The sequence below is a fragment of the Nocardioides ferulae genome (genome assembly GCF_003660455.1).
Classification (GTDB): Bacteria; Actinomycetota; Actinomycetes; order Propionibacteriales; family Nocardioidaceae; genus Nocardioides; species Nocardioides ferulae.
Genome location: NZ_QZVR01000026.1, coordinates 22,400 through 34,849, shown reverse-complemented (window position 1 = coordinate 34,849; position 12,450 = coordinate 22,400). Strand labels below are relative to the sequence as shown.

The window sequence follows — 12,450 nt, the reverse complement described above, 5'->3', positions numbered from 1 at the left end:
CCTCGCAGGCTCGGCCGCGCCGCTCGCTCGACCGGGACAGCCTCGCCCGCGAGCTCGTCCCTCGCTCGGGGGCGGCCTGCCCCCAACCAACTCCCAACCCTGCGCTCCTAGCGTGACCCGGGTCACACCCCTGCCGACAGGAGCGTCATGACCCGGATCAACCTCACCGTCGACGGAGCGCGGGTCTCCGACGACGTCGAACCCCGCACCCTGCTCGTGCACTACCTGCGCGAGCAGCTCGGCAAGACCGGCACGGTCATCGGCTGCGACACCAGCAACTGCGGCGCCTGCACCGTGCACCTCGACGGCACCAGCGTGAAGTCGTGCAACATGCTCGCGGTGCAGGCCGACGGCCACGAGGTGACCACGATCGAGGGGCTGGCCACCGACGGCGAGCTGCACCCCGTCCAGGAGGCGTTCCGGGAGTGTCACGGCCTGCAGTGCGGCTACTGCACCCCCGGCATGATCATGCAGAGCGTCGACCTGCTGAAGGAGAACCCGCACCCGAGCGAGGAGGAGATCCGGCTCGGGCTCGAGGGCAACCTGTGCCGCTGCACCGGCTATCACAACATCGTCAAGGCGGTCCAGCACGCCGCGGAGCACGGTGGCGCGGGCCAGTCCGGCGGCAAGCACGCCGCGGAGGTGCCGGCCTCATGACGGCGACCCAGGAGCGCCCCGCCGCCGAGATCGGCCGCGACCGGCGCCGCAAGGAGGACCAGCGGCTGATCACCGGCCGCACCCGCTGGACCGACAACATCGTGCTCCCGGGCATGCTGCACCTGGCGATGGTGCGCAGCCCGTTCGCCCACGCCCGGATCACGGCCATCGACACCTCGGCGGCCAAGCAGGCGACCAACGTGGTCGGGGTGTTCACCGGCGCCGACTTCGGCGAGTCGCTCGGCGTCAACATCAACGCCTGGCCGATCACCCCCGACCAGGTGGCGCCGGTGCACTCGCCGATGCCCACCGACCGGGTGGCGTTCGCCGGCGAGGTGGTCGCGGTGGTCGTGGCCCGCAGCGCAGCCGAGGCGCGCGACGCCGCCGAGCTGGTCGACGTCGACTACGACGAGCTGCCCGCCGCGCTCGACCTGAAGGCCGCCGCCGCCGACGAGGTGCTGGCCCACCCCGACCTCGGCACGAACAAGTCGGCACTGTGGCGCTTCGACTCCGCCGAGGCCGGCACCGGCGGCAACGTCGACGAGGCGATCGCGAAGGCGCGCACCGACGGCATCGTGATCGAGCGGGAGTACCGCCAGCAGCGGCTGATCCCGGCGTTCATGGAGCCACGCTCGGTCGTCGTCGACCCGACCGGGGAGCAGCTGACCATGTGGTCGGCCACCCAGATCCCGCACATCCTGCGGTTCGCGCTCGCGGCGACCACGGGAGTGCCGGAGTCCAAGATCCGGGTGATCGCCCCCGACGTCGGCGGTGGCTTCGGCGGCAAGCTGCAGACCACCCCGGAGGAGTGGATCGCCTGGGCGGTGGCCCGGCGCCTGGGCAAGCCGGTGAAGTACACCGAGACCCGCAGCGAGTCGCTGCTCAGCGGCCACCACGGTCGCGACCAGTGGCAGAAGCTGACCCTGTCGGCCGAGAAGGACGGCACCGTCACCGGGTTCAAGGTCGAGCTGCTCGCCGACCTCGGCGCCTACGTCTCGCTGGTCGGCGGCGGCGTGCCGGTGCTGGGCGCGTTCATGTTCAACGCGATCTACAAGTTCCCCGCCTACCAGTTCAACTGCCAGACGGTGCTGACCAACAAGACCTGGACCGACGCCTACCGCGGTGCCGGCCGGCCGGAGGCCACGTTCGCGATCGAGCGGATGATGACCGAGCTGGCGGCCGAGCTGGGCGTCGACCCGCTCGAGATCCGGGAGAAGAACTGGATCACCCACGAGGAGTTCCCGTTCACCACGGTCGCCGGGCTGGAGTACGACTCCGGCAACTACGAGGCGGCGACGGCCCGGGCCAAGGAGCTCTTCGGGTACGACGAGCTGCGGGCCGAGCAGCGTCGGCGCCGGGAGGCGGGCGACACCGTCCAGCTCGGGATCGGCGTCTCCACGTTCACCGAGATGTGCGGCCTGGCCCCGTCGCGGGTGCTCGGCCAGCTCGACTACGGCGCGGGCGGCTGGGAGCACGCCTCGGTCCGGATGACCGCCACCGGCAAGGTCGAGGTCGCGGTGGGCGTCTCCCCGCACGGCCAGGGGCACGAGACGGCGTTCAGCCAGATCGTGGCCGACCGGCTCGGCGTACCGTTCGAGGACGTCGAGATCCTGCACGGCGACACGCAGATCTCGCACAAGGGCCTGGACACCTACGGCTCGCGGTCGCTGGTCGTCGGCGGCGAGGCCGTGGTGCGGGCGGCCGACAAGGTGATCGAGAAGGCCCGCCCGATCGCGGCGCACCTGCTCGAGGCGTCGGTCGACGACCTGGAGTTCGCGGGCGGCCGGTTCACCGTGCGCGGCACCGACCAGGGCGTCGGCATCGGCGAGCTCGCCACCGCCGTCTTCACCGCCCACAACCTGCCGGACGGGGTGGAGCCCTCGCTCGACTCCGACGCGACCTTCGACCCGGTGAACTTCAACTATCCGCACGGCACCCACCTGTGCGCGATGGAGGTCGACACCGAGACCGGTCAGGTGCGGATGCGCAAGTACACCTGCGTCGACGACATCGGCAACATCATCAACCCGCTGATCGTGTCCGGCCAGGTGCACGGCGGGCTGGTGCAGGGCATCGCGCAGGCGCTGTGGGAGGAGGCGGTGTACGACGACGCCGGGACGCTGGTGTCCGGCTCCTTCGTCGACTATCTGCTGCCGACCGCGGCCGACACGATCAGCTTCGAGATCGACCACACCACCTCGCCGGCCACCACCAACACGCTCGGCACCAAGGGCGTCGGCGAGGCCGGCACGATCGCCTCCACCCCGGCGGTGGTCAACGCCGTGGTCGACGCGGTGCGGCACCTCGGCGTCGACGACATCACGATGCCGTGCACGCCCGAACGCGTGTGGCGCGCGATCAACGCGGCCGGCTCCGGCGGCACGACCGAAGGGGCGGCGATGCCGCACTTCGAGGCCGGTGGTGCCGCGGGCAACCAGGAGACACCCGGCGCGAGCAGCACCCAAGGAGGCCTGCAGTGATCCCCACCCAGTTCGACTACCTCGCCCCGACCACGGTCGAGGAGGCGCTGGCCGCGCTCGCCGAGCACGGCGACGACGCGAAGATCATGGCCGGCGGGCAGAGCCTGCTGCCAGTGCTGCGGATGCGGCTCAACGCCCCCGAGCTGGTCATCGACCTGGGTCGGATCGAGGCCCTGAGGGGGGTCCGCGACGACGGCGACGCGGTGGTGATCGGCGCGATGACGCCGCACGCGGCCGTCGGCAAGGACCCGTTGCTGGCCGAGCACGCCGCGCTGATCCCGAAGGCGGTCGAGCACCTCGCCGATGCCCAGATCCGGCACCGGGGCACCTTCGGCGGTGCGCTCGCGCACGCCGACCCCGCGGGAGACCTGGGGGCGCCCGCGCTGGCGTTGGGCGCCCAGTTCGTGATCGCCGGGCGCGGGGGCACCCGCACGGTCGCGGCCGACGACTTCTTCGTCGACCTGTTCGAGACCGCGATCGGCGAGGACGAGATCCTCACCGAGGTGCGCATCCCCAAGCACACCGGCTGGGGGGCCCACTACGAGAAGTTCGTGCGGGTGGCGCACCAGTGGCCGATCGTGGCGGTGGCGGCCGCCGTGCGCGTCGAGGGAGGCACGATCGCGGAGGCCCGGGTCGGGCTGACCAACATGGGCAACACACCCTTGCGGGCGCGGGCGGTGGAGGAGGCGCTGGTCGGGCAGCCGGCCAGCGAGGACGCCGTGCGCGCCGCCGCCGCGCGGGCCGCCGACGGCACCAGCCCGCCGTCCGACCTCAACGGCGACGCCGACTACCGCCGGCACCTGGCGACCGTGGTCACCCGCCGCGCGGTGCTGGCCGCCGCGGGAGCGTGAGGCGCCCGTGGAGCTGACCCATCGCTTCACGGTCCCCACCGGCGTCGAGGAGGCCTGGGCGCACTTCAACGACATCGCGTCGGTGGCCGAGTGCTTCCCGGGAGCCCAGGTCACCTCGGTCGACGGCGAGACCTTCTCGGGCTCGGTGAAGGTCAAGCTCGGGCCGATCGCGCTGGTCTACAACGGCACCGGCACGTTCCTGGAGAAGGACGAGGCCGGGCACCGGTTCAAGGTCGAGGCCAAGGGCAAGGACAAGCGCGGCAACGGCACCGCGGGCGCCCACGTCACCTTGACGATGACGCCGTCCGGCGACGGCGGTGCCACCGACGTCGAGGTGCTCACCGACCTGGCGATCACCGGCAAGCCGGCGCAGTTCGGACGAGGGGTCATGCAGGACGTCTCCGACAAGCTGCTGGGGCAGTTCATGGACTGTCTCGAGCAGCGGCTGGGAGAGCCGGAGTCCGGTCCGGCGGCCGAGTCCGGTCCGGCGGCCGAGTCCGGTCCGGCGGCCGAGCCCGGTCCGGCGGCCGAGCCCGGTCCGGCGGCCGAGTCCGCCGAGACCCCCGCCGCCGACGAGGTCGCGCCGGTGACCTCGATCCCGGGCCCGCGCGGCCCCTCGCCGTCCGAGCGCGTCGCCTCGGCGGCGCCGCCCCCGCCGCGTCCCTCCGCCGACCACATGGACCTCGGGGCGACTGTGCTGCCGGTGCTGGCCCGCACCTACTGGAAGCAGGGCCTCGGCACCCTGCTGGTGCTGCTGCTGGTGTGGCGGTGGGTGCGCCGCGGCGACGACTGATCCGCCCGCGCCGGCGCCGTCACTCGCCGCGACGGCGCCGGTGCAGGATCCGGGTGACGTGACGATCGACGTGCTCGCCGAAGTGCTCGTCGAAGTCGCGGGTGAGCCGGCCGGTCACGTCCTGCCCCACCTCGGCGCTGAGCTCCTCGCGGCGCTGACGGCGCTCGGCGCGCAGCAGCAGCCGGTGCTCCCCTGAGACCGCCCGATAGGTGGCCAGGCACATCCCCACCATCACGAAGCTGAACGGCAGGGCCGTGATGATCGCGCCGGTCTGGAGGGCGACCAGGCCACCGGCCAGCAGCAGACCGATCGCGAGCGCACCCGCGAGGCAGGCCCACATGATCCTGCTCCACTTGGGCGGGTCGAGCTCTCCGCCCGAGGCGATCATGTCGACGACCAGCGACCCGGAGTCGGACGAGGTCACGAAGAAGATCACGACCAGCACGATGGCCACCCCCGACAGCAGCCCGCCGAGCGGCAGGTCGCCGACGAGGTCGAAGAGCACGTTCTCGGACACGATCGACCCGTCGGCACCGACCAGACCGCCCTCACCGAACAGCTCGCGGTGGATGGCGCTGCCGCCGAACACCGAGAACCACAGGAACGTCACCAGCGTCGGCACGAGCAGCACCCCGGCGACGAACTGCCGGATCGTGCGGCCGCGGGAGATCCGCGCGATGAAGACGCCCACGAACGGCGCCCACGAGATCCACCAGCCCCAGTAGAAGGTGGTCCACGAAGCCTGCCAGGCCTGACCCTCGGCGCCGGTGAAGGCGCTGGTGTTGAAGGTCATCGGCACCACGTCGCGCAGGTAGACGCCGATGCTCTGGACGAACTCCCGCAGCAGGAACAGGGTCGGCCCCAACGCCAGGACGGCCACCATGAAGACCCCGGCCAGGATCAGGTTGGTGTTCGACAGCCACTTGATGCCCTTGTCGACGCCGGTCACCACCGAGAACACCGCGATCGCGGTGATCACCGCGATCACCCCGACCATCAGCAGGTCGCTCGCCTCGTCGAAGAGCCCGAGGTGGACCAGGCCGGCGGAGATCTGCTGCACGCCCAGGCCGAGGGAGGTGGCCACGCCGGCCACGGTGCCGACGACGGCGACGATGTCGACGGCGTCGCCCAGCCTGCCCCGGGCCCGGTCGCCGATCAGCGGCTCCAGTGCCCAGCGGATCGAGACCGGGTGGCCCTTGCGATGGATGGCGTAGGCGAGCGCCAGGCCCACGACGACGTAGATCGCCCACGCGTGGAAGCCCCAGTGGAGGTAGACCTGCGACATCGCGGTCTGGGCGAGCTGGGTATCGGTGCCGGCGACGCCCGGCTTGGGGCTCTCGAAGAACGTCAGCGGCTCCGCGGCGCCCCAGAAGACGAGACCGATGCCCATGCCGGCCGCGAACAGCATCGCGAACCAGACGGGGAGGCTGAACTCCGGCTCGTCGTCGTCGAGACCCAGCGTGATGTCTCCGAACCGGCTCAGCCCCATCCACAGCGCGAAGATCACGAACCCGGCCACCAGCAGGGAGTAGTACCAGCCGAAGCCGCCGACGATGTCGGTCTGGATCCGGCCCAGCACCTCGCCGGTGCGGTCGGGGAAGACGATCGCGAGCGCGACCGCGGTGCCGAGCACGGCGAGCGAGGGCCAGAGGACACTGGGGGAGATGCTGGAGCGGCGCTGGGCGGGCGCGGTCGCTGGGTGGTCTGCCGGGTCGTCCACGGCGACCTGGGGGTGCTGCTGGTCGCTGCTCACCCGGGTCCTCCTCGTCTTGTCGGGTTCGGGGCCGGCAGCCGGTACCCGGAACTGCGCGGCCTACCCGGTGCGTCGTCGTTGCGGTGACCGGTCCAGTCCAGCCCGGAACGGCGCCGGTGTGCATCGGGGTGCCTCCGGGTTCCTCCAGGTGCACCCCGGCGCCGTTCCTGCATTAACGGCGGCCCCGGGTGCCGCGCGCACTAGCGTGCGGAGCATGAAGCGACTGGTGGCCACCGTTGTCGGCCTCGCCGTCCTGGCGGCGCTGCTGTTCCTCCCGGCCGCCTTCTGGAACCTCGGCAGCGAGGACCAGGACCCGGAGACCACCAGGATCATCGACTACCGCGCCGACTTCACCGTCGACGAGGACGGTGACCTGACGGTCGAGGAGACGCTCACGGTCGACTTCCCCTCCGGCAAGCACGGCATCTTCCGGTTCTTCGACAGAGCCGACTCCAGCGCACCGAACGCCCGCCGTACGCCCGAGGACATCGAGGTGACGATGGACGGCGGCCCGGTGGAGTTCGAGGTCCTCGAGGAGGACCACGGCCGGCTGGTCACCGCCAAGATCGGCGACCCCTACTCGACCGTCGCCCGGGGCGAGCACGTCTACCGCATCGGCTACACCATCGACGGCGTCCTCGAGCCGGGCACCGACGGCGCCGACACCCAGCTCTACTGGAACCTGATCCCCAGCGGCTGGCGACAGGCCATCGACCGGGCGACGTTGACCGTGCACCTGCCGGCACCGGCCGAGGGGGTCCGGTGCGCGGTCGGCGTGGGCGAGACCAGTGGCTGCGACGTCGCCGGCGATGGCACCGACACCCTCACCGTCCGGGCCACCGACCTGGCGCCGAACACCCCGGTGACCGTGAAGGTCGGCCTCGACATCCCCACACCGGAGGCCGGCGAGACGCTGCCGTGGACGGCGCGCTTCGACCGGGTGCTCGGCTCCAGCGTGGTGCTGCTGGTGATCGTGGTGCTGCTGGCGGCGCTGGCGGCGATCGGCGGCTGGATCCTGGCCGCACGCACCAAGGAGACCGAGCCCGGCTTCCCGCTGATGTACGCCCCGCCGGACGGGGTCGGGCCCGCCCAGGTGACCTACCTGCTCGAGGAGGACGTCGACGAGGAGACCTACGTCGCCACGCTGATGTACGCCGCCGAGCGCGGTGCCATCGACCTCGACAAGTCCGACGACGCCTGGACGGTCACCGACAAGGCCGGTGCTCAGGGGTGGGCCGGCCTCGACCCGATCACCGGCAGCGTCGCCCACCTGCTCTCGGGGCCGGGCAGCACGTTCGTCGCCTCGCCGAAGGACGTCGAGGCGGGCAAGCGGCTGAAGAAGGAGATGGAGTCCTTCGAGGAGAAGACCGAGGCCTGGGCCGAGGAGGCCGGGCTGGTGGTCAGCGCCGGGCTGGGGGCCTTCGGCGCCATCCTGGTGATCGCGGCCGCCATCGCCGCGGGTGCCGCGCTGATCTGGAACCCGTTCTCGATGACGATGGTGGGGCTGGTGCCGGGCGCGTTCGCGGTCTGCGCCCTGCCGCTGCTGAAGACCGGCGCGGCCACCAAGCGCACCCCCGCCGCGCGCGAGCTGTGGTCGCGGGCCGGCGGGTTCCGCCGGGTGCTCTCCACCCCCTCGAGCGTGCAGCGCTTCGACTTCTCCGGCCGCGAGGAGCTCTACACCAAGTACATCCCCTGGGCGGTCGCCTTCGGCTGCGCCGACGAGTGGGCCGAGAAGTACCGCACCGAGATGGCCGCCGAGCCGCCCCGACCGTCGTACTTCGCGCACTCCTACGCCGGCGCCTACACCGGCGCGATGGTCGGCTCCATGGTGAACGACTTCAGCAGCACGCTCTCCAGTGCCGTGTCGGCCTACCAGGCCACCCAGAGCTCCTCGTCGTCCGGTGGCGGCGGGTTCTCCGGCGGCGGCGGTGGCGGCGGCGGTGGCGGCGGCTCCTGGTGACCTCCCCGCGCCTGAACTGACACACTCCCAGCAGACCCAACAGAGAAGGACTGATCCATGCTGATCGCGATCATCGTCGTGGTGGTGGTGCTCGTCGCCCTGGTGGGCTTCGTCATCGTCGGCTTCAACAAGCTGCGCACCACCGACATCGGGGCGCAGGAGGCGCTGGGCGGCATCGACGTCCAGCTCACCCGTCGCGCGGACCTGATCCCCAACCTGGTCGAGACCGTGAAGGGGTACGCCGCGCACGAGAAGGGCGTCTTCGACGAGGTGACCCGCGCCCGGGCCGGGCTGGCCTCGGCCGCGAAGGGCGACGACGTCCCGGCCAAGGCGGCCGCGGACGCCGAGATGCAGCAGGCCCTGGTCCGGCTGAACGCGGTCGCCGAGGCCTACCCCGACCTCAAGGCCAACCAGAACTTCATGCAGCTGCAGAAGCAGCTCGCCGAGACCGAGGACCAGATCGCGTTCGCCCGGCAGTACTACAACGACGCGGTCGCGACGCTGAACAAGCTCACCCAGACCATCCCGTGGATGTTCCTCACCGGCATGGCCAGCGTGCACAAGCGCGAGTTCTACGACGCCCCCGAGGGGCACGACCAGGCGCCGCAGGTCAGCTTCTGACCGGTACGCCGTCCCGCACGGTTCAGTGCCGCGGCTGGTCGCCGCCGGTGACCCGGCGGGCCAGGTTGCGGGCGATGCCGACCAGCGCGTTGCCCGGGTCTCCGGTCAGCGCGTTGCCGGTCTCCTGGGAGACCAGCACGTTGCCCTCGGTCGGCTCGACCGGCCGGCCGAGGTCGGTGGCGCCCACGGGGAAGATCGGGCCGACGATCCGGTCGTAGACCCAGGGCAGGGCGCTGAAGCCGAACCGCAGCACGTCGTTGGTCAGCGTGAGCTGGGCGCGCAGCCAGGGGTGCTCGATCCGGTTGAGGATCTGCCGGGCGATCCGCTCGGGCGAGGCCACCGGCGGCGGCGGGCGGCCCACGAAACCGGCGTAGTTGCCGGCCTGCTGGTAGATCGGGGTGTCGACGCCGCCGGGGGCGACGTAGCCGATGTGCACGTCGTCGAGGTCGCGGTTCTCCAGCACCAGCTGGCGCGCCAGCGAGCGCACCCCCCACTTGCTGACGACGTAGGGGCTCATCGAGGGCACGTTGACGTGGCCGACCACCGAGCCGACCAGCAGCAGCGTGCCGCGGCCCTGCCGGCGCAGCACCGGCAGCACGTGGCGGGCGATGTTGGCCGACCCCAGCAGGTTGGTGCGCAGCACCCCGTCGAAGACCGGGGCCGGCACCTCCTCGGTGCGTCCGTAGGCCACCACCCCGGCCGCGTTGACGACCGCGTCGATGCGGCCGAAGCGCTCCAGGGTCTCGGCGATGCACCGCTCGACGGCGGCGTCGTCGCCGACGTCGGTGGGCAGCACGGTCGTCGAGGCCGCCCCGGCGAGCTCGCACTCGTCGGCGACCTCCTTCAACGACACCTCGCCGCGGGCGACCAGCACCACGTGGTCGCCGGCCGCGGCCGCGCGCAGCGCCGTGGCGCGCCCGATGCCGCTCGAGGCGCCGGTGACCAGCAGGACCTGGGGATCGGTGCTCATGGGCGGGCCGGTACCCGGCCCGTTCCACGGGGAAACGGGCCGGGCGCCGAGGTCACGCGACCGAGACCGGGAACCGCTCCCACACCCGGTGCAGCGCCATTTGCTCGCTCACCTGGGCGAACACCGTCGCCGGGTCGTCGCCGGTGACGACCCCGGGCGAGCCGCCCAGCAGCCCGGCCTCCGTCAGCGCCCGGACGCCGTCGCCCCAGGCGCCGACCACCTTGCAGTGGCGGTAGCACTCGTCGAGCAGCAGGTCGACCCGCGGGTCGAGCGGCGTCGCCCCCTCCCCGGTCGCGGCGCCGCCCTTCGCGTCGCGGTGCGGCAGGGCGTCGGGAGCGGGGGCTGGCGCCCCCGCGACCAGCAGCACGTCGAACTCGACCGACCGGGCGGTGGCGAACGTGCGCTGCACGGGCATGCCGTCGACCATCCCGCCGTGCGGTGCGATGAGCAGCGGGACCAGGCCGGCCGCGTCGATGGTGCTGCGCAGCGCGTCGACGCCGGTCAGGTCGCCGTCGGGGTCGACCACGATGCCGACCATCCGGCCGTCGGGCGGGAAGGGCTTGCCGACCTGCGAGAGCGCCGGGCTCGGGTCGAGGTCGACGAGCGGCACGGTGGGCTCCGGCGCGGGCAGGCCGAGCCCGGTCGCCACCTCGGAGCAGAGCACCGGGTCGATGTTGGCCAGGCACTGCAGCTGGCGCTCCTTGACGGCCTGCTCGTAGCACTTGCCGAGCTCGAAGGTGTAGGCCCGGATGATGTGCTCCTTCTCGACCGGGCTCATGCTCAGCCAGAACTGGCGGGTCTGGCTGTAGTGGTCGTCGAAGGACGCCGGGTTGGCCCGCTCCTTGACCGCCTCCGCGACGCGCACGGGGGTGTCCGCCATCGCGCTGACCGCCTCGTCGCCGGCGCCCGCGAAGAACGGGCAGCCGCCGTCGAGCGAGTTCGGCTTGTACGGTGCGACCCCGCCGTGCACCGCGTGCTGGTGGAAGCCGTCGCGGAACATGTCGTTGACCGGCGCGTGCGGCCGGTTCACCGGGATCTGGTTGTAGTTGGGGCCGCCGAGCCGGGTCAGCTGGGTGTCGACGTAGGAGAACAGCCGGGTCTGCAGCAGCGGGTCGTCGGTGACGTCGATGCCGGGAGGCAGGTGACCGACGTGGAAGGCGACCTGCTCGGTCTCGGCGAAGAAGTTGGTGGGGTTGGCGTTGAGCGTGAGCAGCCCGACCGGCTGCACCGGGGCGAGCTCCTCCGGCACGATCTTGGTCGGGTCGAGGAGGTCGATGCCCTGGAAGGTCTGCTCGGGGGTGTCCTCGAAGACCTGGACCCCCAGCTCCCACTGCGGGAACGCGCCGGCCTCGATCGCGTCGTAGAGGTCGCGGCGGTGGAAGTCGGGGTCGAGCCCACCCAGCAGCTGGGCCTCCTCCCAGGTGAGGGAGTGCACGCCGAGCTTCGGCTTCCAGTGGAACTTCACCAGCACCGTGCCGCCCTCGGCGTTGACCAGCCGGAAGGTGTGGACGCCGAAGCCCTCCATCATCCGGTAGGAGCGGGGGATGCCGCGGTCGGACATGTTCCACATGGTGTGGTGCTGGGCCTCGGTGTGCAGTGAGACGAAGTCCCAGAACGTGTCGTGCGCGCTCTGGGCCTGCGGGATCTCGCGGTCGGGGTGCGGCTTGCCGGCGTGGACGACGTCGGGGAACTTGATGCCGTCCTGGATGAAGAACACCGGGATGTTGTTGCCGACCAGGTCGAAGTTGCCCTCGTCGGTGTAGAACTTCGTCGCGAACCCCCGGGTGTCGCGCACGGTGTCGGCCGACCCCCGCGAGCCGAGCACCGTCGAGAAGCGGGTGAAGACCGGTGTGGTCACGCCCTTCTTCAGGAAGCCCGCGATCGTGATGTCGTCGGCGGTGCCGTAGCCCTCGAACACGCCGTGCGCGCCGGCGCCGCGGGCGTGGACGACCCGCTCCGGGATGCGCTCGTGGTCGAAGTGGGTGATCTTCTCGCGCAGGTGGTGGTCCTGCAGCAGCGTCGGGCCACGCGATCCGGCCTTCAGCGAGTGGTCGCTGTCGCGGACGCGGGTGCCGGTGGCGGTGGTGAGATAGGCGCCCTGCTGCCCGGCGTCGGTCGGCTTGGCACCGACCTTCGCGCCGGTGGCGGTGCGCTGGTCGGGCGTGCCCTGGTCGGCCTTGGGCGGCAGCGGCGGCTTCGGCGCCGTCGGCTCCTCCAGCGGTGCGGGTGCGCTGCCGGGCGTGCCGGGGATCTTCACGCCCATCATCTCCTGGGCCTTCGCGGCCGCGGTCTGCGCGGCCTCCTTGACTGCCTCGACGGGCTTCTTCGGGTCCATGTGCTCCCCCTACGGGCTTCGGTGGACGTG

The 12,450-nt window shown here is 71.9% G+C and carries 9 protein-coding genes; 6 read left to right on the top strand and 3 right to left on the bottom strand.

The window, feature by feature from the left end:
- Positions 1–147: 147 nt before the first annotated feature.
- The 4 genes from D6B71_RS19975 to D6B71_RS19960 are packed head-to-tail and all read left to right on the top strand — an operon-like array spanning position 148 to position 4,781.
- On the top strand, positions 148–657 hold the full coding sequence (locus D6B71_RS19975) for a (2Fe-2S)-binding protein (protein ID WP_121258376.1): 510 nt from the start codon (positions 148–150) through the stop codon (positions 655–657).
- Entirely contained in the window at positions 654–3,137 is a 2,484-nt protein-coding gene (locus tag D6B71_RS19970; protein ID WP_121258374.1) for a xanthine dehydrogenase family protein molybdopterin-binding subunit, read from the top strand. Before D6B71_RS19975 ends, D6B71_RS19970 begins: the two co-directional genes overlap by 4 nt.
- The gene (locus D6B71_RS19965; RefSeq protein WP_121258372.1) at positions 3,134–3,988 is read left to right on the top strand and encodes an FAD binding domain-containing protein; all 855 of its coding nucleotides are present in this window, start codon (positions 3,134–3,136) and stop codon (positions 3,986–3,988) included. The genes D6B71_RS19970 and D6B71_RS19965 overlap by 4 nt, the downstream gene beginning before the upstream one ends.
- A 7-nt stretch (positions 3,989–3,995) precedes the next feature.
- Positions 3,996–4,781, top strand: coding sequence for an SRPBCC family protein (locus D6B71_RS19960; protein ID WP_121258370.1), 786 nt, complete (start codon positions 3,996–3,998; stop codon positions 4,779–4,781).
- 19 nt (positions 4,782–4,800) lie between these two features.
- Here D6B71_RS19960 and D6B71_RS19955 read toward each other — a convergent pair whose 3' ends face one another.
- Positions 4,801–6,534: a BCCT family transporter gene (locus D6B71_RS19955; RefSeq protein WP_240641588.1), complete on the bottom strand. Its 1,734-nt coding sequence runs from the start codon at positions 6,532–6,534 to the stop codon at positions 4,801–4,803.
- A gap of 214 nt (positions 6,535–6,748) precedes the next feature.
- On the opposite strand from D6B71_RS19955, the gene D6B71_RS19950 reads away from it, so the two are divergent.
- Together D6B71_RS19950 and D6B71_RS19945 are read left to right on the top strand one after the other, a co-directional pair.
- Complete coding sequence (locus D6B71_RS19950) at positions 6,749–8,494, top strand: DUF2207 domain-containing protein (RefSeq protein ID WP_164519752.1); 1,746 nt, start codon at positions 6,749–6,751, stop codon at positions 8,492–8,494.
- Between the two features lie 57 nt (positions 8,495–8,551).
- Positions 8,552–9,115 carry a LemA family protein gene (locus tag D6B71_RS19945; protein ID WP_121258368.1) on the top strand — a complete coding sequence of 188 codons (564 nt, stop codon included), beginning with the start codon at positions 8,552–8,554 and terminating at the stop codon, positions 9,113–9,115.
- A gap of 22 nt (positions 9,116–9,137) precedes the next feature.
- On the opposite strand, the gene D6B71_RS19940 is transcribed toward D6B71_RS19945, so the two are convergent.
- Together D6B71_RS19940 and D6B71_RS19935 are read right to left on the bottom strand one after the other, a co-directional pair.
- Entirely contained in the window at positions 9,138–10,085 is a 948-nt protein-coding gene (locus D6B71_RS19940) for an SDR family NAD(P)-dependent oxidoreductase (RefSeq protein WP_121258366.1), read from the bottom strand.
- A gap of 52 nt (positions 10,086–10,137) precedes the next feature.
- Positions 10,138–12,420 (bottom strand): catalase, encoded by a 2,283-nt coding sequence (locus D6B71_RS19935; protein WP_121258364.1) that lies wholly within the window; start codon positions 12,418–12,420, stop codon positions 10,138–10,140.
- Positions 12,421–12,450: the final 30 nt, after the last annotated feature.